Source organism: Prauserella marina, from assembly GCF_002240355.1.
GTDB lineage: Bacteria > Actinomycetota > Actinomycetes > Mycobacteriales > Pseudonocardiaceae > Prauserella_A > Prauserella_A marina.
On record NZ_CP016353.1, the window covers coordinates 1,115,869 to 1,141,890 of the forward strand.

The 26,022-nt window shown below is 68.4% G+C and carries 30 protein-coding genes; 10 read left to right on the forward strand and 20 right to left on the reverse strand.

The genetic code is table 11. The features are described 5' to 3' along the window. Positions 1-143: 143 nt before the first annotated feature. Together BAY61_RS05050 and BAY61_RS05055 are read right to left on the reverse strand one after the other, a co-directional pair. Positions 144-1,097: an LCP family protein gene (locus tag BAY61_RS05050; RefSeq protein WP_091799048.1), complete on the reverse strand. Its 954-nt coding sequence runs from the start codon at positions 1,095-1,097 to the stop codon at positions 144-146. Then, positions 1,094-1,603, reverse strand: a complete 510-nt coding sequence (locus tag BAY61_RS05055) for a SigE family RNA polymerase sigma factor (protein WP_091799051.1) — start codon at positions 1,601-1,603, stop codon at positions 1,094-1,096. Before BAY61_RS05055 ends, BAY61_RS05050 begins: the two co-directional genes overlap by 4 nt. Before the next feature lie 158 nt (positions 1,604-1,761). On the opposite strand from BAY61_RS05055, the gene BAY61_RS05060 reads away from it, so the two are divergent. Both BAY61_RS05060 and BAY61_RS05065 read left to right on the forward strand, forming a co-directional pair. Beyond that, positions 1,762-3,291, forward strand: coding sequence for an FAD-dependent monooxygenase (locus tag BAY61_RS05060; RefSeq protein WP_091799054.1), 1,530 nt, complete (start codon positions 1,762-1,764; stop codon positions 3,289-3,291). Positions 3,292-3,298: 7 nt separating this feature from the next. Continuing rightward, entirely contained in the window at positions 3,299-3,895 is a 597-nt protein-coding gene (locus BAY61_RS05065; protein ID WP_170140086.1) for a TetR/AcrR family transcriptional regulator, read from the forward strand. A 25-nt stretch (positions 3,896-3,920) separates the two neighbouring features. On the opposite strand, the gene BAY61_RS05070 is transcribed toward BAY61_RS05065, so the two are convergent. Then, positions 3,921-4,745, reverse strand: coding sequence for a DUF72 domain-containing protein (locus tag BAY61_RS05070; RefSeq protein WP_091799059.1), 825 nt, complete (start codon positions 4,743-4,745; stop codon positions 3,921-3,923). A 74-nt stretch (positions 4,746-4,819) separates the two neighbouring features. Next, positions 4,820-5,071, reverse strand: a complete 252-nt coding sequence (locus BAY61_RS05075; protein ID WP_143021332.1) for a hypothetical protein — start codon at positions 5,069-5,071, stop codon at positions 4,820-4,822. 622 nt (positions 5,072-5,693) lie between these two features. Here BAY61_RS05075 and BAY61_RS05080 point away from each other — a divergent pair. The 3 genes from BAY61_RS05080 to BAY61_RS32745 all read left to right on the forward strand — a co-directional run bounded on the left by BAY61_RS05080 (position 5,694) and on the right by BAY61_RS32745 (position 8,036). Then, a complete protein-coding gene (locus tag BAY61_RS05080; RefSeq protein WP_091799066.1) occupies positions 5,694-6,779 on the forward strand; it encodes a fatty acid desaturase family protein in 1,086 nt (361 codons plus the stop codon). 163 nt (positions 6,780-6,942) lie between these two features. Continuing rightward, positions 6,943-7,758 carry a YsnF/AvaK domain-containing protein gene (locus BAY61_RS05085; protein ID WP_091799069.1) on the forward strand — a complete coding sequence of 272 codons (816 nt, stop codon included), beginning with the start codon at positions 6,943-6,945 and terminating at the stop codon, positions 7,756-7,758. A 119-nt stretch (positions 7,759-7,877) separates the two neighbouring features. Then, on the forward strand, positions 7,878-8,036 hold the full coding sequence (locus tag BAY61_RS32745; RefSeq protein WP_143021333.1) for an LPXTG cell wall anchor domain-containing protein: 159 nt from the start codon (positions 7,878-7,880) through the stop codon (positions 8,034-8,036). 173 nt (positions 8,037-8,209) lie between these two features. Here the strand turns inward: BAY61_RS32745 and BAY61_RS05090 are convergent, their stop codons facing one another. The 6 genes from BAY61_RS05090 to BAY61_RS05115 all read right to left on the reverse strand — a co-directional run bounded on the left by BAY61_RS05090 (position 8,210) and on the right by BAY61_RS05115 (position 12,737). Beyond that, positions 8,210-8,980, reverse strand: coding sequence for a GAF and ANTAR domain-containing protein (locus tag BAY61_RS05090; protein ID WP_091799072.1), 771 nt, complete (start codon positions 8,978-8,980; stop codon positions 8,210-8,212). A 27-nt stretch (positions 8,981-9,007) separates the two neighbouring features. Beyond that, positions 9,008-9,784: a GAF and ANTAR domain-containing protein gene (locus BAY61_RS05095; protein WP_091799076.1), complete on the reverse strand. Its 777-nt coding sequence runs from the start codon at positions 9,782-9,784 to the stop codon at positions 9,008-9,010. Beyond that, on the reverse strand, positions 9,774-10,517 hold the full coding sequence (locus BAY61_RS05100) for a GAF and ANTAR domain-containing protein (protein ID WP_091799079.1): 744 nt from the start codon (positions 10,515-10,517) through the stop codon (positions 9,774-9,776). The genes BAY61_RS05095 and BAY61_RS05100 overlap by 11 nt, the downstream gene beginning before the upstream one ends. 253 nt (positions 10,518-10,770) lie before the next feature. Continuing rightward, on the reverse strand, positions 10,771-11,118 hold the full coding sequence (locus BAY61_RS32750; protein ID WP_170140085.1) for an STAS domain-containing protein: 348 nt from the start codon (positions 11,116-11,118) through the stop codon (positions 10,771-10,773). 585 nt (positions 11,119-11,703) lie between these two features. Continuing rightward, positions 11,704-12,045: a hypothetical protein gene (locus tag BAY61_RS05110; protein ID WP_091799085.1), complete on the reverse strand. Its 342-nt coding sequence runs from the start codon at positions 12,043-12,045 to the stop codon at positions 11,704-11,706. Beyond that, positions 12,042-12,737 carry a TetR/AcrR family transcriptional regulator gene (locus BAY61_RS05115; RefSeq protein ID WP_091799088.1) on the reverse strand — a complete coding sequence of 232 codons (696 nt, stop codon included), beginning with the start codon at positions 12,735-12,737 and terminating at the stop codon, positions 12,042-12,044. Before BAY61_RS05115 ends, BAY61_RS05110 begins: the two co-directional genes overlap by 4 nt. A 136-nt stretch (positions 12,738-12,873) precedes the next feature. On the opposite strand from BAY61_RS05115, the gene BAY61_RS05120 reads away from it, so the two are divergent. Together BAY61_RS05120 and BAY61_RS05125 are read left to right on the forward strand one after the other, a co-directional pair. Next, positions 12,874-13,905 carry an LLM class flavin-dependent oxidoreductase gene (locus tag BAY61_RS05120; RefSeq protein ID WP_091799090.1) on the forward strand — a complete coding sequence of 344 codons (1,032 nt, stop codon included), beginning with the start codon at positions 12,874-12,876 and terminating at the stop codon, positions 13,903-13,905. Beyond that, positions 13,902-14,795, forward strand: coding sequence for an SMP-30/gluconolactonase/LRE family protein (locus BAY61_RS05125; RefSeq protein WP_091799092.1), 894 nt, complete (start codon positions 13,902-13,904; stop codon positions 14,793-14,795). The genes BAY61_RS05120 and BAY61_RS05125 overlap by 4 nt, the downstream gene beginning before the upstream one ends. A gap of 1 nt (position 14,796) precedes the next feature. On the opposite strand, the gene BAY61_RS05130 is transcribed toward BAY61_RS05125, so the two are convergent. Then, positions 14,797-15,267 carry a hypothetical protein gene (locus BAY61_RS05130; protein ID WP_091799095.1) on the reverse strand — a complete coding sequence of 157 codons (471 nt, stop codon included), beginning with the start codon at positions 15,265-15,267 and terminating at the stop codon, positions 14,797-14,799. 34 nt (positions 15,268-15,301) lie between these two features. After that, positions 15,302-16,018 (reverse strand): hypothetical protein, encoded by a 717-nt coding sequence (locus BAY61_RS05135; RefSeq protein WP_143021334.1) that lies wholly within the window; start codon positions 16,016-16,018, stop codon positions 15,302-15,304. A gap of 241 nt (positions 16,019-16,259) precedes the next feature. On the opposite strand from BAY61_RS05135, the gene BAY61_RS05140 reads away from it, so the two are divergent. Further along, entirely contained in the window at positions 16,260-16,679 is a 420-nt protein-coding gene (locus BAY61_RS05140) for a hypothetical protein (protein ID WP_091799101.1), read from the forward strand. 44 nt (positions 16,680-16,723) lie between these two features. On the opposite strand, the gene BAY61_RS05145 is transcribed toward BAY61_RS05140, so the two are convergent. The 4 genes from BAY61_RS05145 to BAY61_RS05160 form a co-directional block, all read right to left on the reverse strand. Further along, on the reverse strand, positions 16,724-17,665 hold the full coding sequence (locus BAY61_RS05145; protein WP_091800658.1) for a sigma-70 family RNA polymerase sigma factor: 942 nt from the start codon (positions 17,663-17,665) through the stop codon (positions 16,724-16,726). Between the two features lie 10 nt (positions 17,666-17,675). Then, on the reverse strand, positions 17,676-18,875 hold the full coding sequence (locus tag BAY61_RS05150) for an NAD(P)/FAD-dependent oxidoreductase (RefSeq protein WP_091799104.1): 1,200 nt from the start codon (positions 18,873-18,875) through the stop codon (positions 17,676-17,678). Positions 18,876-18,964: 89 nt separating this feature from the next. Then, on the reverse strand, positions 18,965-19,852 hold the full coding sequence (locus BAY61_RS05155) for an RNA polymerase sigma-70 factor (RefSeq protein ID WP_091799106.1): 888 nt from the start codon (positions 19,850-19,852) through the stop codon (positions 18,965-18,967). A gap of 6 nt (positions 19,853-19,858) precedes the next feature. After that, positions 19,859-21,058: an NAD(P)/FAD-dependent oxidoreductase gene (locus BAY61_RS05160; protein ID WP_091799109.1), complete on the reverse strand. Its 1,200-nt coding sequence runs from the start codon at positions 21,056-21,058 to the stop codon at positions 19,859-19,861. Between the two features lie 152 nt (positions 21,059-21,210). Between BAY61_RS05160 and BAY61_RS05165 the strand changes: the two genes are divergently transcribed. Both BAY61_RS05165 and BAY61_RS05170 read left to right on the forward strand, forming a co-directional pair. Further along, positions 21,211-21,438 (forward strand): type II toxin-antitoxin system CcdA family antitoxin, encoded by a 228-nt coding sequence (locus tag BAY61_RS05165; protein WP_091800660.1) that lies wholly within the window; start codon positions 21,211-21,213, stop codon positions 21,436-21,438. After that, a complete protein-coding gene (locus BAY61_RS05170; protein ID WP_091799111.1) occupies positions 21,431-21,859 on the forward strand; it encodes a type II toxin-antitoxin system VapC family toxin in 429 nt (142 codons plus the stop codon). The genes BAY61_RS05165 and BAY61_RS05170 overlap by 8 nt, the downstream gene beginning before the upstream one ends. A gap of 7 nt (positions 21,860-21,866) precedes the next feature. Here BAY61_RS05170 and BAY61_RS05175 read toward each other — a convergent pair whose 3' ends face one another. The 4 genes from BAY61_RS05175 to BAY61_RS05190 are packed head-to-tail and all read right to left on the reverse strand — an operon-like array spanning position 21,867 to position 25,986. Continuing rightward, the gene (locus BAY61_RS05175; protein ID WP_091799113.1) at positions 21,867-23,591 is read right to left on the reverse strand and encodes an asparagine synthetase B family protein; all 1,725 of its coding nucleotides are present in this window, start codon (positions 23,589-23,591) and stop codon (positions 21,867-21,869) included. A gap of 9 nt (positions 23,592-23,600) precedes the next feature. Next, positions 23,601-24,128 carry a hypothetical protein gene (locus tag BAY61_RS05180; protein ID WP_211323465.1) on the reverse strand — a complete coding sequence of 176 codons (528 nt, stop codon included), beginning with the start codon at positions 24,126-24,128 and terminating at the stop codon, positions 23,601-23,603. Then, positions 24,125-24,922 carry a hypothetical protein gene (locus BAY61_RS05185; RefSeq protein WP_091799116.1) on the reverse strand — a complete coding sequence of 266 codons (798 nt, stop codon included), beginning with the start codon at positions 24,920-24,922 and terminating at the stop codon, positions 24,125-24,127. Before BAY61_RS05185 ends, BAY61_RS05180 begins: the two co-directional genes overlap by 4 nt. Further along, positions 24,919-25,986, reverse strand: coding sequence for a hypothetical protein (locus BAY61_RS05190; RefSeq protein ID WP_091799119.1), 1,068 nt, complete (start codon positions 25,984-25,986; stop codon positions 24,919-24,921). Before BAY61_RS05190 ends, BAY61_RS05185 begins: the two co-directional genes overlap by 4 nt. Positions 25,987-26,022 lie beyond the last annotated feature (36 nt).

The following is a 26,022-nucleotide window of genomic DNA, read 5'->3' on the forward strand; positions in this document are numbered from 1 at the left end:
GCACCAGCACGCTGGCTGTACGTGCCCGACTTGCTTTCCAGCGGCGGCGACTATGACCAGTGAAGGACGGCTCCGCCTGCCGTTCTGCAAGGCTTCGACTCCCAGGTTGCCGCTTCTTCCACTTCACCAGCCTAGCCACACCGCTAGTTCACGCACTCCGCGTCGTCCGCCGGTGGCGGAGCGGCGGTGAAGTCCCGCACGAACTGTCGCACCTGCTCCGGCTCGATACCGATACCAGCACCGCCGGTGGGCGTCGGGACTTCCGCGGCGGCGAGCGGGATGGTGGCGGTGCTGAGAGTGCCGCGCAGCATGTCCGCGGCCTCCAGCGGGTTCCAACCTGGATCCGTGTGCACGCTGTCCTGGACGGCGGCGACCACACGACTGTCGGAGAGCTTCCCGAGCGTCTGCTTCACCAGCGACCGCAGGAACACCTGGAGTCGCGCGATCCGGTCAAGGTCCCCGTTCGGCAGGCCGTTTCGCTGCCGGAGGAACGCCAGCGCCTGTGTGCCCGACAGGGTATGGGTGCCCTCGGCCAGCGAGAAGCCGGTGATCGAGTCGTTCGTCGGAGCGCGCAAGCACACCGGCACCCCGCCGACGGCCGTACTGAGTTGCGCCACCCCTGGCATGTCGACGATCGCGTAGTGGTCGACAGCGGTGCCGGTGAGCACTCGCACCGTGGCCACCAGCTTGTCGGCCCCACCGAGCCGGTAGGCCGAACTGAGCGTGCCCTGGCCGTGGCCCGGGATGTCCACCACCGCGTCGCGCGGCAGCATGATCGCCGACGCCGAGCCGTCCTTGCCGAGGTGGGCGAGCACGATCGAGTCGGCGGATCCGTTGTCATCCAGCCCAGCGACGAGCACGTTCTGGTCGGCCGCGGACGCGGCGGCCGGCGGTGCCTGGTCACGCAACACCTGCGGAACGGCGATTCCCACAGCGGCGATGAGCAGCACGGCGAACGCGGCGAGCGCGATCGGCGCGCGAAGTCGCCTGCGGGGCTTGCGCCGCTCCAATTCGGCGAGCACCGCACGCGAATCGGTGGCACGGTCGGCCTCGGCCTCGAACGCCTTGCGAATCAGGTCTTCGGTGTTGTCGGTCATGAAATGGCCTCCGTGGCGGAAAGACGGGTTTCCCCGGCGCGCAACGCACTCAGCGCGCGAGAGATGTGACTTCGGACCGTGCCGCTGGTGCAGCCGAGCACCTCGGCGATCTCCTCGTCTGTGCAGTCCTCGTAGTAGCGCAACAGGATCGCTGCCCTTTGTTTACGTGGCAGCTTCGCTATCCGCCCGCGCATCGCGTCGCGTTCGGCGTAGCGGTGTGCGTGGTCGTCGGTCGGGGTGCCGATCTCGTCCAGGGTGCTGTGCGCCGAGGCGACGGTGCGGGCCGCGCGCAGGCGCCGCCATGACAGGTACTCGTTGGTCACCATGCGCCGCAGGTAGGCGTCCGGCGCGCGCATGGCCGAGATACGTTCCCAGCGGGTCTGTGCCCTCAGCAGCACCTCCTGCACGACATCCTGTGCGAGATGCGGATCGCAGGTCAGCGCGGTGGCGTAGCGCAGGAGCCAGCCCAACCGGCCGACGACGAACTGCTCGAAGCGTTCCGGCACGCAAACTCCTCTTCGTTCTCATGACCAACCCGAAGGGATAACGCACCGGCACCACCGATCTGTTGAACCCCGTCACGTTTTTTCGGGGAGAAGCTCGCCTAGCGGCGGAGCCGCCGGCTCACCGACACTCCCACGGCAGCGCGTGTACCATTTGGTACATGAAGACGTTGATCGTTGGTGCGGGACCCACCGGAATGACCGCTGCCCTGGTCCTTGCGGCGAACGGCGTGGACTCCCGAATCATCGACAAGCGGCCGGAACCGCAGCACACTTCCCGCGCGCTCGGCCTACAGGCGCGATCCATGGAGGTACTTGCCGGGCTCGGCGTCTCGGAGCAGGTCGAACGGGTCGCCTACCGGCTCTTCGGAGCGTCGATCATGAGCGGCGACCGGCCGATCGCCGAGATGGACTGGGTTCCGCCGGAGAGCAGATACCCCTACACCTATGTGGTTCCGCAGGCTGGTCTTGAGGCGATCCTTCGCGGGCGCCTGGACGAGTTCGGGGTGCGCATCGACCGCGGCGCCGAGGCTGTCGACGTCACCTCCTCCGGTTCCGGTGTGACCGCGACGCTGGACGACGGCCGGACGATCGAGGCCGACTGGGCCGTCGGCGCGGACGGCGCCCGCAGCCGCGTTCGTGAGGCGGCTGGCATCGCGTTTCCGCAGCGGAGCACCGGTGAGGTCTACTATCTCGCCGACGCGATCCTCGATCTCCCCGCGAGACTGAGAGCTCAAGTCGAAGGTCCCGCCGAGGACGGCGAGCGGTCTGGCAGCGCGATGTGGCTCGGACCGCACGGGCCGTTCATGCTCATGCGCCTGCCGGGCGATGAGCGATTGTGGCGAGTGTTCGTCGACATGTCCGACACTGCCGCCGATGGCGATCTTCCCCCGCTGACCACGCGGGCCCTCGAAACCCTCATCGCCGAACGCGGTCCCCGAGGTACCCGGGTGGACGCACTCCAGTGGACCTCCGTGTTCCACACCCGGCTGGGACTCGCGGACGCTTATCGCTCCGGCCGGGTCTTCCTGGCGGGCGATGCCGCGCACGTCTTCCCGCCGTTCGGTGGCCAGGGAATGAACCTGGGCATCCAGGATGCGGTCAATGTGGCCTGGCGGCTGGCCGGTGTCGCCAATGGCGCGCCCGCGACACTGCTCGACGGGTACGAGTCCGAGCGCAGGCCGATCGCTGCCGCCACCATCCGCGACGTCGAGGCACGCCGCCGCCTTTACGCCCTGCGCAACTCACTCGCCAGGGGGGCGCGCGATCTCCTGTTCCGGGCCGGTGCCAGCAGCCGGGGCGCGAAGCGGAAGGCCAGTTTGCAGAACTCGCAGCTGGCGACCAGCTACCGGGACGTGATTCCGGGAGGTGACGGCGGACCGCTTCCGCGTGCCGGTGACCGGGCGCCGGACGGGCGGCTGGGCGAGACCACCGTGCACGATTTGCTCGCGCCCGACCATGTCACGCTGCTGTGCTTCGATCCGAGTGCGCACGAAACGACCATCGAACGCGAGCCGGGGCTGACCACGGTGACGATCGCCGGTCAGGACAGCCTGCTTCGCCGTGCCTACGGACTTGCCAAGGGGCGAAGCGATGTCGTTCTGGTCCGACCGGACGGTCACGTGCAGCGCCGGGGCTCGGACCTCGAAGGGGCGCGTCGCGAGATTCCGGCTCTGGTCGGCAGGCGGTGATCGGCTGATGCGAAGGGACACGCGGGAAAGTGACTCGTCGCCGCGAGAAGATCTCGTGCGCAGGGCCATCGGCCACTTCACGGTGCACGGGATCGGCGATACGAGCCTTCGCGGGATCGCGGCCGCGCTGGAAACCAGCCATCGCATGCTCATTTACCACTTCGGTTCCCGCGAGGGGCTGCTCGCCGCGCTCGTGTCCAGTCTGAGACGCGACCTTGAGAACGCGCTCGTGGAAATGGCCGGTACGCCGGGGGAGTCCCTTCGCGACGTCGTCTGGCGGTACTGGTCGACGTTGATCGCGCCGACGTCGATCGCCCCGCTGCTCTTCGAGCTCTCCGTGCCCGCGATGCGCGACGCTCCCTGGGCGGACTCGTTCCGCGAGGGCAGCGCGGCGTGGACGGCGGGCCTTGCCGCGCTGCTGAGGCGGGCAGGGGAGCCGGAGGAACGCGCCGTGATCGTCGCGAGGATGAGCATGTCCGTGGTACGCGGGGTGCTCTGGGAACTCGCGATCACGGGTGACAGGACGGCGGCCGACGCGACGATGCACGCGTTTGTCGACGCCCACTGGCCGAACCGGCCCATCGGTGACCCTGCCACGTCATGACCCGGTATCCCGCTGGTGAACGTGCTCAGAACAGCGTCGCCGGCCCGATGGGCTCTGGCTCGGGCAGCGCGTCGAGTCCGGGTACCAGTGTTCGCACGTCGTCGTGGAACCGGCGGGCGAGTGCTGGTGCGTCGTTGTTGTCGGGAGTGTGCAGGAAAACCGTCGGTGACCGGCCTTCGCGCAGCCAGCCGGCGACCACCGTCGTCCACGGCTGCCACCCCTCGACGGTCTCCTCGACCGAGTCACGGCCCAGGTAGCGGACGATCGGCTGGTCGGTCAGTGCCCTGGTCCGCCGGGGCAGCCTCGGTTTCTTGGCCCAGGCGTCCTGCTCCGCCTCGCTGGTCGGCGGGCTCTGGAAGAAAACGGTGGTGTCGAACGGCACCCACTCGGTTTCCGTGTCGGCGAGCGCGCTCTCCAGCAGCGAGGTCGAGCCGGGGTCGGTGAAGAAGCCGGGGTGGCGCACCTCCACGGCGCGCCGGCGGCCGGCGGGAAGACGGCGCAGGAATCGGCTGAGGGCATCGACGTCGGAAGGGCCGAACGAGCCGGGCAACTGGGTCCACAGGACCGCTCGCTCGCCGAGTGGTTCGATCGCGTCGAGGAACGCCCGCATCTGGGTTTCGACCCCGGCGAACCGGCGCTCGTGCGTGACGAGCTTGGGCAGCTTGACCACGAACCGGAAGCTGGGACCGGTCTGTTGTGCCCATGTGGCGACGGTGTTTCTGGCGGGAGTCGCATAGAAGGTGGTGTTGCCCTCGACCGCGTTGCACCAGCCCGCGTAGGCCCGCAGGCGCTCGCCTGCCGGCAGCGAGCGCGGCAGGAACCGCCCTGGCCACGCCTTGTGGGTCCACATCGCGCAACCGACATGAAGACGTGCCACTCCGCCAGCTCCCATCGATCGGGAGTCAAAACTATCCTGCGACCGATTCAGCCGACCGCGGCGCCGGGGGTGTTTGCCACGGCGGACTTGATCGCGGCGACCGCCGTACCCGGCTCGTCGGCCCGGAACCGCAGTATCTCGGCCTTGCCGGTGGTGCCGTCAGGCTCGGTCACGGTCACCGGCGCGGAGAGCGTGACGGTCACGTCGGTCTGGTTGCCGATCACGATCCTCAGCTCCGGAACTTCCTGCTGGGCAACGAGCTGGAGAGTGCGCCCACTGTGGTGTTTCCGTTCGACCATGACCGTCACCACCGACGCATCGGCGATCCGGGTTTCTGAACCGGACGATTGGTTACTCGCACGGTCGCCCGGTGCATGAGTTCTGTCGCCGATCTGCCGCGCGGGCCTTGGGAGCCCGCGAATCCGAAGCCGATACCGTCTACATCAGACATTCGGATAAGTCTGGGGGTGAAAGGGGCGCCCCTTTCCGCGACAGAGGTTCGACGAGTCGAGATCAACCAGCACCCGAGGGTTGGCCGAGCCGTTTCGCTTGCGGCGGATCGCCTTCGGCGAAGGTCTGTACGCGAAAGCGCTGGGAGTGCCCCGCGACGATGCCGGAGGAAGGGAGTCCTACCATCGCCGCGACTGACGGCGGCGTGACCGGTGCCTAGGCAGTGATGGGTGAGTGGCCGGTGAAGGGTTTCCGGTCACGAGTACCGGTGCGGCGAATAGCCAGTACGTGTTTAGGCCCTTGGTATTTCGGGTATTGCCGATCAGACCACCGATGGTGGGCTCTGGCCTAGACCCCGGCAGACGTCGAGATTGATCCGGTTTCAAGTGCCGCGAGGGACAGGGCTGAGTTCGAAGGACAACGGCTCCCTCGCCCGCGGAACCGGAAGCGGGAGGCAGGAAGCAAATCCTCATGGAGACAGACACATCGACGCAAGCTGCTTCCGGTGCGCTTACTCGTCAGCAGCGGCATATCAGTACGTATTCCGCGTTGTCGCGCAAGGTGCGACAAGAGGGTCTGTTGCGCCGCCGTTACGGCTTTTACTGGACGCGCATCGTAGCGGTGGTCACCGCGTTCGCGCTGGTGTGGATCACAGTACTGCTGCTCGGCGATACGTGGTGGCAGCTCGTCCCGGCGGCGGCGCTGGCCATGGTCAGCGCCCAGTTCGGCTTCCTCGGCCACGATTTGGCACATCACCAGGTGTTCGCCTCGACGCGGTGGAACGTGTGGTCGGCCCGGGTGGTCTCCGGGTTGTTCGCCGGGCTGAGCTACCTCTGGTGGAAGGGCAAGCACAACAAGCATCACAATGCCCCCAACCAGGAAGACCGGGATCCGGACATCGGGCCGGGTGTGCTGGCGTTCACCCCGGCCGAGGCGGCGCGGAGGAGCGGCTTCGTGGCGCGGTTCACCCGTCACCAGGGCTGGGCGTTTTTCCCGCTGCTCACGCTGGAGGGGTTGCAGCTGCATGTCGCGAGTGTGCGAACACTGCTGCGACACAAAATGGACCGGTACCGCTGGGTCGAACTGTCGTTCATCATCGCGCGGTTGGGCGGATACGTGGCGGTGCTGCTCGCGTTGTTGCCAGTGGGTAAGGCCGCGGCGTTCGCCGGGTTGCAGTTGGCGTTGTTCGGAGTGCTGCTGGGTGGAGCGTTCGCGCCGAACCACAAGGGCATGCCGATCGTGCCCGCCGGGATGAAGGTGGACTTCCTGCGTCGCCAGGTGATGATGTCCCGCAATATCCGCGGCAACGCGGTCACGGACTTCATGATGGGCGGGCTGAACCGCCAGATCGAGCATCACCTTTTCCCCAGCATGCCCCGCCCGAACCTCAAACGGGCCAGACCGCTCGTGCGGGCCCACTGCGCCGAACACGACGTGCCCTACACCGAGACCAGCCTCTGGCGCTCGTACCGGATCGTGGTGCGCTACCTGAACGCGGTGGGATTACGCGCACGCGATCCCTTCCAATGCCCTCTCATCCAACGGTACCGAGCCTGATCGAACACACCTCAGCTCAGCACGCGATCGTTCCGGCGACAGCACCCTTCGGAGATGAGTTCAGGTGCCGATCTCACGCCGGATCCGCTTCGTGGCCTTCCCGGCAATACCAGTCAGATTCCACGTGAGGCTTTCCCGCAACGACAACCCGAAAGGACAAACCGTGACTACGACGAACAGAACGAACACCGGCCAAGATGGCCCGGCGGCCATGATCGGCGCCGAGGTGCGCGACAGCGACGACAACAAGTTCGGCGAAGTCGCCGAGATATACCTGGGCAACGAGACCGACCAGCCCGAGTGGGTCGCGGTCAAGAGGGGACTGTTCGGCTCGCACGTGTCGTTGGTACCGCTGGCCAAGGGGCACTGGGACGGCGCGATGCTGACCATGCCGTTCGACAAGGCGACGCTGAAGAACGCGCCACACCACGACCCTGGCACCGACCTCAGCGCCGCGGACGAGCGAGAGCTGTACCGGTACTACGGAATCGCTCCGGCTCCGCGGCAACCCGAGGCGGGCGTTGCAGACGCACAGGGCGACGGCACGGCCGGGCAAAGTGGCGATGACGCGATGACACGTTCCGAGGAACGACTTCACGTCGGCACCGAGCAACATCAAATGGGCCGTGCCCGGTTGCGCAAGCACATCGTGACCGAGAACGTCACCGGGACGGTGCCGGTGAGCCACGAAGAGGCCGTGGTCGAACGTGAGCCGATCACCGAAGCCAACCGCGGCAAAGCGACCTCGGGCGCCGACCTCACCGAGGGGGAGTACGAGGTCACGCTGCACGAGGAACGCGTGGTGACCGCCAAGGAGACCGTGCCCGTCGAACGGGTCCGGCTCAGCACGGAGACCGTCACTGACGAGCAGACCGTCAGCGAGAACGTCCGCAAAGAGCAGATCGACATCGATAGCACCGAGGGTGTCGACGTGGATCGGACCGGAAGCGGAAGCGACGGCACGGGCACCACGAAGTAACAGCGCGGCACACGATGGTCACCACCTGGCCATCGTGTGCACTCACCGGCTCGGCTCTGCCATCGCCGAGCAGCCAGGCCGGTGGCGTGAGGTCACCTTTTCGAAAGGCGGAAGCTCAAATGTTGGTCCTGATCATCATCTTGCTGGTTTTGTGGCTCATCACCGCGGTCATCGGGTTCGCGGTCAAAGGGCTTGTGTGGCTTGCCATTATCGGCATCGTCTTGTTCGTGGGGACCGCCGCGATCGGGTTCGTCCGGCGTAAGACCCTCCGCCGCTGATCCACGGGCGTTGGCGACGTAGGCTCAATGCGTTCGTCGGCTCGGGGTCCGAGCTTGGCCGTCGCCGCCGCGATCATGGGTCGTGCCTCGGCTGCTGACGTTCCCGTCAGCGAGACTAATCGCCCCCGGCCTCTGCGGGGCTGCCCGGACCTGGACACGTGCGAACGCCCCGCTCATGAGGGACGTGGGTGCTTCAAGATGGCGGCCAGGTCACCGGTGCCTCCGGCGACGGTGCGGGCGAGGTCGGTCAGGCGCCGGTTATGGGCGCGGGCGTAGCCGCGCAGTTGCGCGAACGCCTCGTCCATCGAGACCGCGCCATGCTCGGCGAGCACACCTTTTGCCTGCTCGATCACGACGCGGCTGCGCAGCGCGGTCTGCAACTGCCCGGTGAGCTGGTCTCCGCGTTCGATGGTGCGCTGTTGCAGGATTCCGATGGTGGCAATGTCCGCCAGCGCCTGGCCGAGTTCGAGGTCGCCGCGACCAGCGCCGCCAGGCGTGGTGTTCAAGAGCGTCAATACTCCGACGGCCTGCTCCCGTAGCCGCATCGGCAGGGCCTGCGCGGCGCGGAATCCGCACTCCTCGGCTGCCGTGGTGAACCTCGGCCAGCGGTGGGTCTGGGTCGCCAAATCCGGGCAGGACACCGCTGAACCGCTGCGGGCGCAGTCGACGCACGGACCGTCGTCGGTCTCCACCGCGAACAGCCCAAGCAGTTCGGCCCGCTGTGAGGAGGTGGCGGCGACCCGCAGACTTCCGTCGGGGGCGAGCAGAATCACTCCGGCAGCGGAGACGTCTAGGAGGTCGATGCACTTCTCGGTGAGCATGTGCAGGAAGTCGGAGATGTCGAAGTCGGCCACCAGCGTGTCGGCGAGACTGACGAACGTGCGCGACACCCGCCGCTCCCGATCACGCGAAGGTTCCGTCAGCGACTCCGGTGTGTGCGTCACGGGCTGTACTCCTCTGTCGTTCGCGGATCATGGCCGAGAGACGTCGGTGGTCCCGGTGACCAGTTCGTGCGGGTCGAGGACCGAGGTCGCGATATCGCGGGCAACCTCGGACAGTCGCAGCTGGTGGGTGCGGGCGTAGTCACGCAGCGCGAGATATGCCCGATGCATGTCCAGCCCGCCGACTTCGGCGAGCACGCCTTTGGCCTCTTCGACCACCGTACGGTGATGCAAAGTTGCCTGAAGCTGCTCGGACACGACCTCGTCGTGTCGGATCGCGCGCTGTTGCAGAATCCCGATGGTGGCGATGTCGGCCAGCGCCTGCCCCAGCGCGACACTGGCTTCGTCGATCGCGACGGGGCTCGTGCCCAGCAATGTCAGGGCACCGATGACGTCCTCACGCAACCGCATCGGCACCGCGCACGCCGCTCGGAAGCCCGCGTTTACCGCTGCGGGTGCGAAATCCGGCCAACGATCCGACTCGGCGCCCAGGTCCGCGCTGGCCACCGTCACCCCGCTGCGGACGCAGTCCAGGCACGGCCCCTGACGGGTTTGCGCGGCGAGTACCTCGATCAGTTCGGCCTGCTCCGATGACCCGGCCGTCGGCCGCCACCCGCCTCGCTGATCGGAAAGAATCACCCCGGCGGCGTCGACGTCGAGCAGATCGACGGCCCGTTCGGTGAGCAGGCCGAGAAAGTCGAGGACGTCGAAGTTGGCGACCAGCGTGTCGGCCAGCGACACGAAGGTGCTCGCGAGTTGCTGGTCTCTGGCATTGTTCATCTCGTCGCCCTTTCCCTTACTGCGCATTGTTCCCGTCCCCGGCATTGGTGAAGCGCAGGGAGCGTCCTACGACCTGCCGGGCAACGTCGGCCAGTGGTATACCGAGGGTGAAGGCGTGGCCGCGTAACCGCATCAGCGCGACCTCCGTGGTTGATCCGAGTTGGACCTGCACCATGCCCGCGGCTTGATGCACCTGGAGGTGCGGGTCGGCCAGCCAGCTCACATCCTCGACGTTGTGCCCGTCCAGGTCAGCCACCACGCCTTGCGTGGCCAGATCGCTCAGGATCAGCGCGTCGGCCAGCTCGGTGCGAGTGAGCGGGCCGGTCGTATCGCGATACAGGTCCAGGGAACCCAGCCGCACCACTCCGAATTGCAGCGGGAAGGAAAACACCGCCGCCGCGCCGAGCTCACACGCCACAGGCGTGAACGCGGGCCACCGTGCGATCTCCGCCGCCAAGTCAGCGATCAATACTGGCCCGCCGGTGACGAACGCGTCGAGGCACGGCCCTTCACCGACGGTGAGCTGTAGATCCTCCAACCCCGCACTGACGGGGTTCGTCGCGTGCACCAGACCACGGCTCGGGCCTGCGTCACCATCGCCGTCTTCCGTCGGCAGGTCGCTCAAGACGGTCGCACCCGCACCGGATACCGCCAACTCCAGCACACATCGATCGCACGCCAAACTGACGGCCGAGGCCGGGCGGGCGGCATGATCGGCGGCCAGCAATTCCCGCATCCGCTGACGCCGGTTCTCCACCATCAGTCCTCCACGCGCTCGACCCTCGTGCGACTGCCCACAGCCTACGACCGGTCCGCCCGCGGTTGCCGTGGACGAACTCGTCCGTGCTGGCTTAGCTCAGCCGGGCGACCGGAAACCCTGCCCCGTGGACCTGATCGTGTCTCCGGGCCGGATGCGTGCGAAAACCCCGGACGATCAGCACAGTGCGCCGACCACGGGCCTCGGCGAAGGGACGAACCCGTGGCACCGCCGGTCGCGATACCCGTGAACGGCCCTAGCCTTCGACATGGCCGGTTTCGATGGGCGAGGTCAGCGCCGCGTCGAGTGAGTCGTACACCGTCAAGCGCTGGTCCAGGCCGGTGAGTTCCAGCGGCCGCCGCGTGACCCTGTCGGTGGCCACGACCCGCAGGCAGGTCCGCCATCCGGCATGCAGCTTGGCTGTGACCAGTACCGACAATCCGGCACAGCCCAGGAACTCGACCTTCGACAAGTCCACCACCAGCAGGCGCGGACGCTCGTCCACGGCCTGTTCGATGGCCTCGTGCATGTCCGGCGCGGTGAGGACGTCCACTTCGCCCTCCGGCCGCACGACCACTGACCACCGATGGCGCTGCACCGTCACGGTCAGCGGCGCTGGGTGTCGATGTCTGATGGTGGGATGCCTCGCGGCCACTTGGCGGCTCTCGGTCGCAGGCGCCTGTGCACTGGCCGCGACTACACGCGGCGCTGGGTCATGGTTCTGGGCGGGGACGGGGCTGAGTTGACGATTGGTGTCGTGTCCGAAATTTGTCACGACCGGCTCCTGACCTGGCCGACCGCTACCCGCCCATGCCACACTATGTTGGGCGTTGCCCTGGGACGGGCGCGGACCGCTCACGAAATGCTGATCGTCGTGAGAGCGAGATCTGGGCACTCCCGGCGCTGGCCTCACCATCCTACTGGTCATTGATTCTTCTGTTCAACGTCCGGGACAGAACGTGGTCGCGCCCGCGCACGAATCGGAAGCGGTGTCCGCCGACCGGCGCACCACCCAAGGCTATGGGGTTGCCGCGTTTCCGCCCGTTCCACGGAGTCGCGGACCTATTGGGAGACAACGGTTCTGGCCTCGGCAACACGAGCAGTTCCACGCGGCCTTTCCTCCGTTCGGCCGGATGAGGTAGCGACTGTCAAGGTCGGTGTGTCCACCTCCCGGCCGCCGGGTGCGCCATCATGCCGGTGAGTAGTCCGGCGCCGTACCGAATCCGAGCGCGCCGGGGAGCCTGGCGACCGAGGCGGGCGCGGACTCGCCTCGGCTGTCGGCGGTGGCGATGTCGGGCTGACAGCCCCATACGCCGATGATTCCCGCAGTCGCCAGGCTCAGGTTGAACACCACAGCCGCGAGCGTCAGCGGGCCGTGCTCCTCCAGAGTCTGGGCCGCGGTCCGGTTCCACCCGGACACGGTGCACCCCGCTGCCACGATCGACCATACGGCCACGCTCGCCGCCGCGGCCGTCTTGTGACGGACGCGGTGCCCGCGCACCGGTCCAGGAAGTCGCGTGTGGACACTCATGTCGAACCGCCACCTCCCACAGAGGGACAGGACCTTGACGAACGGGCGCCGGTGACCATGCCCAGCGCGAGGTCGGCGTAGAACTCCCCGAGCTGCTCAGGTGAGTCGGGACCGTCCGAGCGGTACCAGCGCACCAGGTCGACACCGAGCGACAGGATGGCCCGCACGACCCGGTGCACGTCGACGTCAGCGAAAGAGCGCTCCGCGACACCCCGCGTCACGGCGTCCTGGAACGTCGCCGTCGATCGCCTGCGCAGCTCGCGGATCTCCTCGTAGTGCGCTGGTGAAAGGGCGGCGAGTTCGTACTGGCAGACGCGGGCGACCACGTGGTGATGCGCGTGCCATGCGACGAACCGCCTGACCAGTGATCGCAGGTGTTCGGACGCGTCGTCGGCCGGGTCGTCGCCGAGCACGTCGAGGGATCTGCGGTGACCGGTGCGGATGATCTCGAACAGGACGTGTTCTTTCGACCGGAAATGCACGTACAGCGCGCCGGGCGACAACCCGACAGCCGAGGTGATGTCCCGCGTGGTCGTAGCGTGAAAGCCGCTGGCTGCGAAACAGCGCACGCCGGAGGACAGCAGATTGCGGGCGACCTCGCCACGGTCGTCGTCCCACAGCTGTCGCGATACGCCGGAACCGGGCGCTGGGCCATCGCCGTTCGTTCGCGCACCGGCAGGCATGCCGTCCATGTGCCACCTCTCCGCCAGCACGGGTCAAACGTGTGGCTTGCGTCATAGTAGTCGACTATCGTACCCTCCCACCAGGCTAAATGTGCGCTTAGTCAGCGTCGACCCATTCGCGTTCATGAGCCGGAAGGAGGCACCGATGGAGGTGTCGTGCGCGTTCCCCACCGCCCTGGACACGCCTGCCAACATCGCCATGGCCGAACAACTCGGCTTCCACCGGGCGTGGGTCTACGACACGCCGCAGCAGAGTCCCGACGTGTGGATGACGCTGGCGCTGGCCGCCGAACGCACCGACCGGATCGGCCTCGGCCCCGGGGTGCTCGTGCCGAGCCTGCGCCATCCGATGGTCAACGCGTCGGCGACAGCGACGCTCTGCGCGCTCGCGCCCGGCAGGGTGGCTGTCGCGTTCGGCACCGGATTCAGCGGCCGTAGAGCGATGGGCTACGGCGCCGTCCGCTGGTCGTTCATGGACGCCTACCTTCGCGCCTATCGCGGGCTGCTACGCGGCGAGGTGGTCGAATGGGAGGGCGCGCGCATGCGGATGCTGCACCCCGAGGGCCACGCGCCGTCCCGTCCCTTCGACGTTCCGGTGCTCGTCGGCGCGCTCGGCCCCAAGGGCGGCGAGGTCGCGAGGGAACTCGGGGACGGGCTGTTCGCCACACTCCGGATTCCGGACTATGCCGGTGAGTTCTCGTGGTCGGCGTACCTGCTGTGGGGCACGGTGCTCGACGACGACGAACCCGTCGACTCGGCGCACGCGCGCTCGGCAGGAGGTCCGGGCTGGGCGCTGTCGTTCCACGGCGCCTACGAATTCGGCGGTGCCGAGGCCGTGCGCGCGCTGCCAGGCGGTGACGAATGGCTCGGCGTCGTCGGGAAGGCAGGGGACGGCGAACGCCACCTGTCCGTCCACGACGGACACTGCGTCGAACTCAACGAAGCCGACGACGCGGCCTGGCAGGCCGGAGGTCACTCCACGCTGCGCGACGTCACGCTTTCCGGAACCACCGGGGAAGTCCGGCGCGGCCTCGACGACCTCGCAGCCAGAGGCGTCACCGAGGTCGTGTTTCAGCCGTGCGGACCGGACGTGCGCACCGAACTCGAACGCTTCCTCGACGTGGCGCGCGCTGAACCACCTATCTCGGAGCCGATCACCTCGAAGGAGAGCCCATGAGCCGCACGGTCAACACCATCGTGACCGACATGTCGTACACCGAATGCCCGCGCTGGCATGAAGGACGCCTCTGGTTCTCCGACTTCTACACCTACCGCGTGTACTCGGCCGCCGAGGACGGTGGCGATCTGAGGGTCGAGGCCGACGTTCCGGAGCAGCCGTCGGGGCTCGGCTGGCTGCCGGACGGGCGGTTGCTGATCGTGTCCATGCGCGACCGCCGCCTGCTGCGCCGCGAGGCGGACGGCACCCTCAGCACGCACGCCGATCTGTCCGAGCACGTCGGCGGTCATCTCAACGACATGGTGGTGGACGAGCGGGGCAGGGCGTTCGTCGGCGAGTTCGGCTTCGACCTGATGGGAGGGGCGGCGCTGGAGCCGGCAGGGCTGGTGCGCGTCGACCCGGACGGCACGGTGGAGAAGGTGGCCACCGGCCTGTGGTTCCCCAACGGCAGCGTGATCACCGGCGACGGCACCCTGCTGGTGTGCGAGACGTTCGGCAATCGCGTGACGGCGTTCGACATCGCCGACGACGGCACCCTCACCGGGCGCAGGGTGTGGGCGACGTTCGGCGAGCGACCCACCGAGGTGGAGTTCGGCGCGATGCTTGGCCAGGTCGTTGTCGGTGCCGACGGATGCTGCCTCGACGCCGACGGTTCTTTGTGGATCGCCGACGCCGTGGGCGGGCGGGTCGTCCGCGTGCGTGAAGGCGGCGACATCGTCGAGGAGTTCCGCACCGGCAGCGGTGTTTTCGCGTGCATGCTCGGCGGGCGGGACGGGCGGACGTTGTTCCTTTCCGGCGCGCCGGACTTCCACGAGGAAGCACGCAAACAGGCACGCGAGGGCAGCGTCCTGAGTGTCCGCGTCGATACGCCCCGCGCCGGTCGTCCATAGGTCAGAGGTCGGTGGCCCGCTTCTCGCGCCGCAGGACGACGAGCAGGACCGTGCCGGTGAGAAGCAGCAACGCGCCCGCGCCGAGCATCGGCCCGGTCGGCACACCCGTCGCGGCCAGCGGGGCAGGGCCGTTGCCGGACGACCCTGATGGGGGGACGGCGAGTGCCTGCGTCGCGGGGCCGGTGCCGGTGGTGGTGGGCGGTTGCGTCGTGGTCGGGTCCGAGGGGGTGGTGGTTCCCGGCGGCGGCGTCTCGCACCGCACGGTGAAATCGGCGCGGTCGACGTCGTCGTCCGTGGCGTCCGCTTCGACGGGGTTGGCGCCGTCGACCTCCAAACCGCTTGCCGGAGTGAGCTTCACTTCGTAGTCACCGGGGGCGACCGAAGGGAACGCGTAGCCGCCGTCCGTTTCGGCCTCCGTGGTGACCGGCGCGCCTTCGGCATCGAGGACCGGTGTGCCCTCGCCGTCGAGCAACGCGACCGTGCCCGTTGCCGCGCTGCCCTCGCAGTCACCGGCGAGCCGTCCCGCGATCGTCCTGGGTGGCGAACCAGAGCTGGTAGACCCGAGAGCCCTGGAGGACCGAGAATTCGAACGTCAGCGAGCTCAGCGGGACCGTTGGCTTGAACCAGCCGGAGGCACCGTGGGTGTCCGGGCCGTTGCCGGTCAGCACGGCGGTGTCGCCGGTTTCCGAGTATGCGGGCACGTCGTTGCCGGGGTCGGAAGCGCAGGTGCCGGGCTTCGGCACGTTCTCGCAATAGTTAAACCCGCCCTGGAAGCCGAGCTGTGCCGCGCTGACCGGGTTCCCCTCGGCGTCGGCCCCGGAAATCTGGATCGTGTCCGCATCGATGTCGCCGGTGGCGAAGCCCCAGCCCGAAGCCGGTGTCGGGCCGGAGAAGGTGAACGTCGTTGTCGATGGTTGATTTCGGGGCGCGGGCCGGATGAACGCGTATTCCTGCCCCTGGGAGCTACCGAATTCCGCGCCGAAGGGCGTGTCGGCGCCGAGGAACGTCGTGGCGCCGCTGTGAATCTGAGGGCCGCTGCTGTCGGTCTCCCATTCGGCGAGCGGGAACCCCGTCGTGGGCAGGGTGACGGTTCCGCTCGTGCCGCTCAGCTGCCAATCGGCGTACTCCGGCTCGGCTGCCGCGGCGGGCGAGGCCGTCACGACGGTGGTCGCCGCCGTGAGGAAGCAGCAGAAGCCGAGCGTGGCTGGATGGCGAAAACGCATGGTCGGAAGCCTTTCGGACAGCTTCGCGGGAGCGCTCAAGCTACCGGCGCCATGCCGCGGAAACGGTCCGTTGAGCGCTCGCGGCGGCCGAATAGCCACGATTGAGCGAGGGCTGGGCAGACCGATGTGGACTTTCGTGGCCAGGCGAAGACCATGCGCGAGCCGGATGAAAGCGACAGGTAAGCGCACGGTGGAATGCTTCGGGCCCGTCGGGAAGTTCTGGGCCCATGAGAAGGAATCCATGTCGCGCAAGGTTCTGTTCGGTTGCCGCGTTCTGGCCGGTTCGCTGGTTGTCTGGGCGCTGTATCTCTTTCTGTCGCCGACCACGTTGAGCTACCGCCGTACCGGAGTCGAGATCTCCTGTCACTCGGTCGCCAGGACAGGCTGGGGTGACGAGCCGTATCTGGACAAGCCGAATTCGCGTAGTTACAAGTACTTCGTGGAAGCCGGTGATACCGAACTCGACGAGGTCGAGGACGAAGGGATGACGGAGTACCACTCGCTATGGGAGGTGACCGACCGGATGGACAACGACTGCAACCAGAAGCGTACGAACACGACGGCACTCATGAGCCTGGTGCTCGCTCCCGCGGTGGTGCTCGGAATCGTCGGATTCGTCGTACCCGCGCGGCGGGAACCCGAGGCGGCACCGCGTTACTGAGCCGGGCTCACCCAATCCTCAATGGACGAACGAACGGGAGCCCGCTACCACGATTCGATCAGCGGGACGTCATGCTCGCGCCGCCGCCAGATCTCGGTGAGCCTGCGCAGCCGGTCCGGGGCGGTGATGCCGCGCACGCCCGCGATCTTGTCACCATCGACCTCCAGGATCGTGACACCCGCGACGCGGTCGCCGAGCGCGACGAGCACGGCGGGGCAGCCGTTGACCATGGCGGCATGGATCGAGGGCGAGCCGCCCGCGAGTTTGCGCTTGGCGGGCGAGGGTTTGAAACCGGCCCGCACCGCACTGGCGATTCGCTCTGGGGTCGGGTACCGGAGCGGCTTTCCCGCCAGGCCCATCGCCGCGCTGTCGGTGACGCCGGTCGCGTCGTCGGTCAGCAGGGCCACCAGCCGTTCGGTCCGGCCGGACGCGGCGGCGGCGACGAATGCCTCGACGACGTGACGCGCGGAGACCTGGTCGATGCCGGTGCTGTTTCCGGCCGCGGCGACTCGCCGCCGCGCGCGGTGGGTGTGTTGCTGGCTTCCGGACTCGGTGATGCCGAGAATCCCGGCTATTTCGGCGTGGCTGTAGGAAAACGCTTCGCGCAGTACGTAGGCGGCCCTTTCCACCGGCGAAAGACGCTCCATGATGGTCAGTACCGCCATGGTCACCGATTCGCGTTGCTCGACGGTGTCGGCGGGGCCGAGCATCGGATCGCCTTCGAGGAGTGGTTCGGGCATCCAGGTGCCGACGGCGCGTTCACGCCGCACCTTCGCCGACCGGAGCCGGTCGAGCGCCAGGTTGGTGACGATCTTGGTCAGCCATGCCTCCGGCACCCTGACGGAGGCATGGTCGGCGGCCTGCCACCGCAGGAACGCGTCCTGCACCGTGTCCTCGGCGTCGGCGGCCGAGCCGAGCAGACGGTAGGCGAGCGAGGCCAGCCGATCCCGGCTGGCCTCGAAACGTGCCACGGTGGCGGCGTCCATGGACACGGCGCTATGCGGCGACCACGTCGGACGAGGGCTCCTCGGCGGTCGTCAAGCGGTACTTGTGCCCCGGCTTTCCGAGGTTCGGGTGGCTCAGTGCCCAGACGGAGAGATGCAGGATCGCCGACTTGACGCGCGCGGCTTTCCGGCCCCGCAACGCCCACGATTTCGAACGCGCTTCGGCGTCGACGAACTGGTAGATCGCGTCCTTGCGGCCGAGGCTGATGTGGTTGCCGACGTAGGACATCGGGATCTCCGGGATCTCGCGTCCTGTCCGGTCGCCGATGATCGCGGCGGCGGCCTGCTTGCTGGTCGGCCCAGCGGAAGCGCACGACATCGGATACGGCAGGCCGTTCTCGCCGATGGTGAAGACACTGTCACCGGCGACGTAGACGTCAGGATGCGAGACCGAGCGCATCTGCCGGTCGACGGTGATCTGGCCGTTGGCTTCCACCGCGAGTCCGCTGTCGGCCGCGATCGGGTGGACGGCGAAGCCCGCGGCCAGCACGGTCGCGTCGGAGCCGAACGCGGTGCCGTCGGCGGCGAAGGCCGCCGACTTCTCGACGCGCGCGATGGTGGTGTTCTCGTGGACCGCGATCCCGAACCGGTCGAAGGCCAGCCGCAGGTGGCGGTGGGCCTTCGGGCCAAGCCAGCCGCCCAGTTCGCCGCTGGTGACGAGGCTGACCCGCAGTCCTGGACGGGATTCGGCGATTTCGGTGGCGGTCTCGATCGCGGTCAGATTGCCGCCTGCCACCAGTACCGTCCCTTCCTCGCCCAGTTCGTCGAGGCGCGCGCGCAGGCGCACTGCCGCCGGTCGCGCGGCCACGTGGAAGGCGTGTTCGCTCGCGCCGGGAATGCCGTGGTCGGCGGCGGTGCTGCCGAGCGCGTAAAGCAGGGTGTCGTACGTGAGCCGGTCCGTGCCGCCCGTGCCGTCGTTGCCGGTGATGGTCACCATCCGGTGGTCGACGTCGATGCCGGTCACCCGCGCCAGCCTGAGCCGGATGCCGGTACCGGCGAACACCTCCGCGAGCGGCCGGTTCCGAAGTTCCTGCCCTGCGGCGAGCTGGTGCAGGCGCAGTCGCTCGACGAAATCGGGTTCGGTGTTGACGACGGTGATCTCGAAGTCGTCGGAGTGGAGCTGGCGGGCCAGGTATCCGGCGGAGAAGGCTCCGGCATACCCGGCCCCGAGTACGACGATGCGGTGCTTCATGGTGCACTCCCTTCTGGTTCGCTTGCTGTCTGAACGAGACAGCCACCAAAGCCCTGACAGCCGCGGCCGGTGGCGTGGATCACTGGCGTTCAGCGCAGGCTGAGTGGTGTTTCGGAGCCGAGGTAGGCGAGCTTGCGTGGGTTGCGGACGTAGTAGAGGCCGGTGATGCGGGTGTCCTCGACGTGCATCGCGATGACCCCGTCGAGTTCAGAGTCCAGGTAGAGGGCCAGTGCGGGGCTGCCGTTGACGGTGGTCGCCTCGACGGCGAGCGTGATGACGTTCTTGGTGAGGCCGCCGACGATGAAGCGAGCGACCTTGCCCGCGCCGAGGATCGGGCGCGAAGACGCCTGTTTGATGCCACCTCCGTCGCTGATCGCCACGACGTCGGGGGCCAGCACGTCGAGCAGGCCCTGTAGGTCCCTTGTCTCCAGCGCGCGCCGGAACGCCTCCGCGACCGCCGAGGCTTGGCGCGGGGTGACCGTGCGGCGTGGACGGCGGGCCTCGACGTGCTTGCGGGCCCGGTGGGCGATCTGGTGCACGGCGGAGGGAGTCTTGCCGACCGAGGCCGCGATCTCGTCGTAGCCGACCCCGAATGCCTCGCGCAGCACGAACACCGCGCGCTCGACGGGGGTCAGCGTTTCGAGCACCAGCATCAGGCCGATCGACACGCTGTCGGCGAGTTCGACGTCGGCGGCCACATCCGGGGCGGTGAGCAGTGGCTCCGGCAGCCAGGCGCCGACGTAGGACTCCCTGCGGCGTTTCACCGTCCGCAGCCGGTTGAGCGCCTGGCGGGTGGTGATCCGAACCAGGTAGGCGCGGGGGTCGTTGACGTGTGCCGCCTCGACGTCGACCCAGCGCAGCCAGGTCTCCTGTAGGACATCGTCGGCGTCGGCCGCTGATCCGAGCATCTCGTAGGCGACGGTGAACAACAGGCTGCGGTGGCCGACGAACGTTTCCGTCGCCTCGGCGGCGTCCATGAAGTCTCACGTGTCCCGCGCGGCCGGTGCGGCCGATTCGCCACGCTGAGCCGCCAGCACCACCGGCCTGTGCTTACCGGCCTTGGGCCAGTGATGCGAGCCGGGCTTGCGTGCCTCGTTCACCAGGTGCTCGACGCTGGATTCGCAGGAGAATTCCTTGAGCTTCCTTCCGGCGGCACCGGTGAAGTAGAAGGGCACCGCGACATCGTTCTTGCGGGCGAGCTGGAAGATCGCGGTGCGACGACCGAAACTGACGCACATCGCGGGGAACGACAGATCGACCGGTGCCGGTTCGTCGCCCGCGATCCGGCTCAGCACGGTGTCGGCGGCGTGCGCGCCAAGGCATCCCGCGATGTAGGCACCCATCCGGAACGGCAGATCCGACGGTGCGGCGGCGTCGCCTGCCGCGACGATCCGCTCGTCGTCGACGCTGGTCAGTGTTTCGTCGGTGAGCAGCCGCCCGGCGGCGTCGGCGCGTAACCCGCTGCGCTCGGCCAGACCGGACACGCTGAAACCGGCTGCCCAGATGGTGACCTGACTGGCCACCGTGCGGCCGTCACCGAGTTCCACCGCGTCCCGCTTCACCGAGGTGACGGTCGTATCGGAACCCTCGATGACGCTGACCCCCAGCCTGGCGAGGTACTTGCGGGCCGTTCGCCGAGCCCTCGGATGCAGGTAAGGGCCGAGCGCGCCGCCGCAGACCAGCGTGACAGCGCGGCCCCGCTCCGCCAGTTCCGAGGCGGTCTCGATGCCGGTCGGTCCGGCCCCGACGACCGTCACCGGCGCGCTCACGGGCGTGTCGCACAGTACCGACCGCAGTCGCCGCGCCGCCTCCAGTGTCGCGACCGGATAGCCGAACTCCGCCGCCCCGGGAACGCGGGGGCTGGGGCTGCCGCTGCCGGTCGCGTAGACGAGGTAGTCGTAGCCGATGTCGCCGCCCTCAGCCAGCTTCACGCGGCGCGTGGCCGCGTCGATTCCGGTCGCGCTGTCGAGAACAAGCCGGACCCCTTCGGCAAGGACGGTCTCGTAGTCGACGACCGCGTCATGGGTCTCGCCCACCAGCTGATGCAGCCGCAGTCGCGGGACGAAGACCGAGCGGGGGTTGACGACGGTCACCGCGACATCGTCACGTCGCGTCAACCGGTTGGCCGCCATCACGCCCGCGTATCCCCCACCGATCACGACCACATCGATGTTCTCGCCCATGGTGCCTCCTTCGTTCAGAGTGGCCTGAGCACAAGACACCGCGCCATCGGAAACCCTGACAGGATGTGAAGCAGATCACTCGTTGGGGTTGCCGTGATCTGCTCCGGAACGAGTGGACGCCTCCGGAGGTCCAGTGTGTGTACATTGTGTGTATGGCACGGCTGAACGTGTACCTGTCTGACGAGCTGGCCGAGCGGGCCAAGGTCGCCGGCTTGAACATTTCCGCTCTCGCGCAGGCCGCGATCGCCGACGAGTTGCGCCGCCGGGATACGAACTCGTGGTTGGCCTCGCTGCCCGAGCCGCGCGGCACGGTCTCCCATGGCGTCGCCCTTGAGGCGCTGGATGATGCTCGCGAGGAGTTGGCGGGCGCGGATGACTGAGCCGCCCGCCGAGCTCGTGGTAGTCGACGCGTCGGTTCTCGTCGATCTGCTTGCCGGTACCGACTATGCGGCACCGGCGAAGGAGCGGCTGGTCAACACCGTCCTGCACGCGCCGGCGCACATGGACGCCGAGGTGTTTTCCGCTATCGGTCGACTTCAGCGTGCTGGAAAGCTGACCACGGCCGATGTCGACGCGGCACTGTCGGCGTTGGCCACGATCCCCGTGAAGCGCCACCCCGTTGCCGAGTTGACGGTCGGTGCGTGGACACGCAGGGCGGATCTCCGCTTGACTGACGCGCTGTACATCGAACTCGCCGCCCGGCTACGGGTGCCGGTCCTCACCACCGATCACCGCCTCGCGCGCGCGAGTTCGCTTGCCGAAGGCATCGCACTCGGATCACCGCGTGGGGCGTCAGGCTGATCTCGCTCTAGCCGCCGACGTCGAACGAGCGCAACCACAACTCCAGCGTGAGCACGAGCCACAGTTTCCCGCCGTGCCTCGGCAGCAATGTCCCTTCCTTGCGCAGCCAGGACCGGATCGTGTCGGGACGGAACAGTCCCCGCTGCCGGGTGGCCCTGCTCAAGAGCAGATCGTTGCCCAGTTCCCGCAACGGTCCCGCGAGCCACTGTTGCACCGGCACCCGCATGCCGCTCTTCGGCCGGTCGACGACCGTGGCGGGGAGCAGGTCCCTCACCGATTCCTTCAGCACCCATTTCTCGGTGGTACCGGCCAGTTTCCAGCGTGGAGGTATCCGGAACGCGTGGTCGATCACCGGTCGCGCGAACAGCGGCGACCTGCCCTCCAGCCCGCTTGCCGCCGTGATCCGCTCGACCTTGGTCAGGATGTGGTGCGCCCCCTTGGTGCGCAGGTTCGCGTGCAGCAACTGGTTGAGCAGGCTGTGCATCCCGCCCTGACGCAGGTAGGGCTCGACGAGGTCAGCGGGGTGCGGCGCGCCGTCGAGTTCGGCGAGCACGTCACCGGTCAGCAACACCGGAAGATCGGCATGGCATTTCCGGTAGGAATCCAGGTATGCCATGGCTCGCGCTCGTGGATCGGGGTCGTCGCGGTGCAACTCCGAGATCAGCATCGGCAGGTTCTTGGGCCCGCCGAACACCGGATCACCACCCTCACCGTTGAGCACCACCGGCATCCCGTCGGCCGCGACGGCTTCGGCGAGCAGCCGGTTGGGCACGGTGAGCGGGTCACCCACGGGACTGTCGAGCAAAGCGACCGTGTCCGGCAATCGCGCCGCGACCGTCTCGCCCGCGACCGTCAGCACGCGGTGTTCGGTGTGGCAGTGCGCGGCGACCAGCCCCGAATAGCCGAGCTCGTTGGGCAAGGTGTCGCCGAAGCTGATCGAGTAGGTGCGCACGGGCTGGTCGTGCAGTTTCCTGGCCAGCGCCGTGACGAGGCTGCTGTCGACCCCGCCGGAAAGCAGGACGGCGGCGGGCTCGCCTTCGGGGAGGCGGCGAGCCGTGGCCTCCTCAAGCAGCGCGCGCAGCGCGTGCGCGTGGTCGGCGGCTGGCCGCTCGTCGGCGACCTCGCGAGGTTCCCAGAACACCTCCTCCTTCGACGAACCGTCGGCACGCAGCCGGAGGCAGCGGCCAGGCAGCACCTCGCGGATCCCCCGCAACAAGGTCTCCGTGCCGGGGAGGTAGGCGAAGGTGAGAAACGACCGCACGGCGGACAGATTCAGTCCGCTGTCGAGCGCGGGCCAGCGGTGTACCGCTCGCAACGACGTCGAGGCAAGCCAGGTCCCGTGTGCTCGTGCGTGGAAGAGGGTGCGCGCCCCGGTGTGGTCGCGGACGAGCACCAGGTCGCTGCCGTCGGCGATGGCCAGCGCGAACATGCCGTCGGCTTGGGCGAGCCCCGCCAGCCCGAACCTGGCGTAGCAGTGCAGCAGCAGCTCGATGGCCGAACAATCGGACCGTGGCGCGTCGCGGCCGAGACTCGAGCGCAACGCGGCGGCGTTGAACAGCGTCACCTCACCGACGGCCGTCACACCGGCGGCTTCGACCGGCGCGCTCGCGGCCCCCGGCTCGTCGAGCAGCCCGAACGCGAGCCTTCCCTGCCTCGTCTGCTCGCGCGCTCCCACCGAGGCGAGCGTCCTCGTCGGATCACCGTCAGCCGAGCAGGCACACCAGCGCGTCATTCCCGTTCCTCAGCCGAAATCGCCGGCGTCATCCAAGCCACCGTCGCCGTCGGACCAGCCGTCGTCATCGGAGGCGGTCTCCCCGGTGCTTCCGGCGTCGCCACCGCCGCCCTGCTGCTGCCGGAGCGCTTCTTCTTCCTCCGGCGTCATCGTCATCGGGGGCATGGCCAGCCCGGCGACGAGCGCGCCACCGGCCACCCCGGCGAGCACGGCGCCGACCTTGCCGCCGAAGGACGACCTGTTGACCGTGAGCACCCCGTCGCCCCACAGGGTGCGGCCGTAACCGGCCTCGCGGCCGTAGAGCACGCTCCCGTCCGAGTGCGTGCGCTTGACGATCTTGCGGCCGAGCGGTTCGTCGGTTCCGGTCGTGTTGGCGTTGTCCCGCCAGGACACCGCGCCGCTGTCGGCGCGGGTGCGCCATTCCAGCCGTCCGTCCGAGTAGCGCCGGTGCACCGTTCCGTCGGCAAGTAACTCGTCGGTGTAGCTGGTTTCCCGTTGTGGCCGGGTTCCCGCCATGATCGCCTCCGCCTTTCTCATGCGCTCGGCCAGCTCAGGAAACCGGATTCCCTCGCCTTGCGCGGACTCGGCTGCCGCGTTCGGACCGGCCGGACCTCGCGGACCAGCCGGTGCACGGTGCGCAGCAGCGACGCGGGCCGGACAGCGGCGACCTCGGCGAACCTGCCAAGGGCGCACCACTGCTCTTCCCGTTCGGTCATCGTGCCGCGCGGCCCGCTCGGGTGCTCCCTGCCGTGGGCGAGGTGCAGTGCGCGGGCGTGGTGCGGCCGCAGGCCGACGCCCGTGACTCGGACTCCGTCAGGGGTGAGCCGTCGCACCAGGCCGGGAAAGGCCAGTCCCACCGCACCGGCGTCGTGCAGGACGTACACGGTGGCCCGCTCCGCGGTGCGGAGCATCCTCAGCACTCCTTCGGCGAGCGGCAACTCGGCCGCCCCGAAGACAGGGCAGGCCGATTCCATCGGAATCCCGTTGGCGCGCAGCATGTTCGCGATCGCGTCCGACTCGCAGACAAGCACCCTGGGTAGCCCGTAGTCGAACAGATCCGGTTCCGGCGTGTGCCTGCCGGCCCCGCGCCGCACCGGTCGCGGTTCCGGCAGCAGACCGGGCAGCGGCCCCGCTTCGAGCAGCGCTTCGCGGAAACGCGGGTAGCGCACCGAGGGGGCGACCGTGAACGGAAACCGTCGCGGGATGTGCTGCGCGGGGCGCGGCACTCTGCACAGTTCGTAGTAGAGCTGGCGCTCGGTGAAGCGCACGCCGCCCGGCTGCCCCGCGCGTTCGGCCGCGAGCCGCAGTGCGAGGTCCAGCAGCCCTTTCATGCGCCGGGCCAGGTGAGGAAGCCGACGCGTTCCGCCGTCGCCGTTTCGGCGCCGGGCCCCGAGGTCGCCCGGGTGATCGCCCTGGTGAGCGCGGCGAGCAGTTTCGCGGGCGGCACCGAGGCCAGCGGCGTGTACCAGCCGTTGCCGAGCCAGGTGAGTTCGTCCTCGGTCAAGCCGGGGCGCAGGTCGCGCAGGCTCCGCATCTCCGCGCCGGTCGGGCGCCGCTCCCTGAGCTTGATGGCCTTTTCCTGGCCCATGACGGCGTTCGGGCGCAGCCCGGGCGTCACCGTCCGCGCGCCGAAGGCGGCCCGCGCCTCGCACGCGAGCCGGATGCCCTGTGGGCTCGCGTCGTGCAGCACGATCACCGGAACGCCGGGTGGAACGTGGGCGAGCGACCCGACGAGCGCCGCCTCGTGCTCGCCGGGTACCCCGCTCGCGGCGAGGCAGGCGAGCACGGCGCGATCCGGCACCACGATCGCGACCCGTGGTTCGGCTATCTCGGGCACGACGAGGTTCGTCTCGTCGGCCATCCGAGGCGGTGGTTCGCGGTAGACGACCTCCCAGCGCCGCACCCGGGACCGGAACTTTTCGAGTTCCTCCGGCATCGGTACTTTCCCGTTGCGCTTGCACCACGGCACGAGGGCGAACTTCAGCACGAGGTACGTGACGATCCAGACGCCCACCATGATCAGCACGGCGGACAGGATCAGGCCCCAGTCGAAGGAGGAGATCACGGCGATGGGCAGTTGCACGAACACGCTGAGGCCCACCACGGTGCAGCCGATGACGCCCGCGGTGTCCACGGGGTCACGCAGTCGGCCACGGGCGGCGGCATACCACAGTTGCGGCAGGGTGTAGCGCAGCCTGCCGCCGTCGGACAGCTTGTCGGCGAGCTTGCGCACGCGCACGTCGTGCATGACGATGTCGCCCTCTTTGGGCTCCAGCGCGAACTGCCGTCTGCAGTAATAGCAGCGGTAGTCGGAACGTTCCTTGCGCTTGAGGTCGCGCTGACAGTGTGGACAGATCATCCGGTCGTCTTCCGCGGTGTCAACTCGGTCACCCATGCCTCCCCAGCCCGAGGTAGATCATAAAGATCTTCA

Excerpts from the sequence above, each read along its gene's own strand:
- BAY61_RS05180 (WP_211323465.1), bottom strand. The coding sequence starts at position 24,128 with ATGAGAAAGGCGGAGGCGATCATGGCGGGAACCCGGCCACAACGGGAA.
- BAY61_RS05075 (WP_143021332.1), bottom strand. The coding sequence starts at position 5,071 with ATGGTCGAACGGAAACACCACAGTGGGCGCACTCTCCAGCTCGTTGCC.
- BAY61_RS05060 (WP_091799054.1), top strand. The coding sequence starts at position 1,762 with ATGAAGACGTTGATCGTTGGTGCGGGACCCACCGGAATGACCGCTGCC.
- BAY61_RS05120 (WP_091799090.1), top strand. The coding sequence starts at position 12,874 with ATGGAGGTGTCGTGCGCGTTCCCCACCGCCCTGGACACGCCTGCCAAC.
- BAY61_RS05175 (WP_091799113.1), bottom strand. The coding sequence starts at position 23,591 with ATGACGCGCTGGTGTGCCTGCTCGGCTGACGGTGATCCGACGAGGACG.
- BAY61_RS05145 (WP_091800658.1), bottom strand. The coding sequence starts at position 17,665 with ATGGACGCCGCCACCGTGGCACGTTTCGAGGCCAGCCGGGATCGGCTG.
- BAY61_RS05080 (WP_091799066.1), top strand. The coding sequence starts at position 5,694 with ATGGAGACAGACACATCGACGCAAGCTGCTTCCGGTGCGCTTACTCGT.
- BAY61_RS05135 (WP_143021334.1), bottom strand. The coding sequence starts at position 16,018 with ATGCGTTTTCGCCATCCAGCCACGCTCGGCTTCTGCTGCTTCCTCACG.
- BAY61_RS05190 (WP_091799119.1), bottom strand. The coding sequence starts at position 25,986 with ATGGGTGACCGAGTTGACACCGCGGAAGACGACCGGATGATCTGTCCA.
- BAY61_RS05155 (WP_091799106.1), bottom strand. The coding sequence starts at position 19,852 with ATGGACGCCGCCGAGGCGACGGAAACGTTCGTCGGCCACCGCAGCCTG.
- BAY61_RS05140 (WP_091799101.1), top strand. The coding sequence starts at position 16,260 with ATGTCGCGCAAGGTTCTGTTCGGTTGCCGCGTTCTGGCCGGTTCGCTG.
- BAY61_RS05170 (WP_091799111.1), top strand. The coding sequence starts at position 21,431 with ATGACTGAGCCGCCCGCCGAGCTCGTGGTAGTCGACGCGTCGGTTCTC.
- BAY61_RS05115 (WP_091799088.1), bottom strand. The coding sequence starts at position 12,737 with ATGGACGGCATGCCTGCCGGTGCGCGAACGAACGGCGATGGCCCAGCG.
- BAY61_RS05160 (WP_091799109.1), bottom strand. The coding sequence starts at position 21,058 with ATGGGCGAGAACATCGATGTGGTCGTGATCGGTGGGGGATACGCGGGC.
- BAY61_RS05125 (WP_091799092.1), top strand. The coding sequence starts at position 13,902 with ATGAGCCGCACGGTCAACACCATCGTGACCGACATGTCGTACACCGAA.
- BAY61_RS05095 (WP_091799076.1), bottom strand. The coding sequence starts at position 9,784 with ATGCGCAGTAAGGGAAAGGGCGACGAGATGAACAATGCCAGAGACCAG.
- BAY61_RS05070 (WP_091799059.1), bottom strand. The coding sequence starts at position 4,745 with ATGTGGACCCACAAGGCGTGGCCAGGGCGGTTCCTGCCGCGCTCGCTG.
- BAY61_RS32745 (WP_143021333.1), top strand. The coding sequence starts at position 7,878 with ATGTTGGTCCTGATCATCATCTTGCTGGTTTTGTGGCTCATCACCGCG.
- BAY61_RS05165 (WP_091800660.1), top strand. The coding sequence starts at position 21,211 with ATGGCACGGCTGAACGTGTACCTGTCTGACGAGCTGGCCGAGCGGGCC.
- BAY61_RS05065 (WP_170140086.1), top strand. The coding sequence starts at position 3,299 with ATGCGAAGGGACACGCGGGAAAGTGACTCGTCGCCGCGAGAAGATCTC.
- BAY61_RS05110 (WP_091799085.1), bottom strand. The coding sequence starts at position 12,045 with ATGAGTGTCCACACGCGACTTCCTGGACCGGTGCGCGGGCACCGCGTC.
- BAY61_RS05185 (WP_091799116.1), bottom strand. The coding sequence starts at position 24,922 with ATGAAAGGGCTGCTGGACCTCGCACTGCGGCTCGCGGCCGAACGCGCG.
- BAY61_RS05100 (WP_091799079.1), bottom strand. The coding sequence starts at position 10,517 with ATGGTGGAGAACCGGCGTCAGCGGATGCGGGAATTGCTGGCCGCCGAT.
- BAY61_RS05050 (WP_091799048.1), bottom strand. The coding sequence starts at position 1,097 with ATGACCGACAACACCGAAGACCTGATTCGCAAGGCGTTCGAGGCCGAG.
- BAY61_RS05150 (WP_091799104.1), bottom strand. The coding sequence starts at position 18,875 with ATGAAGCACCGCATCGTCGTACTCGGGGCCGGGTATGCCGGAGCCTTC.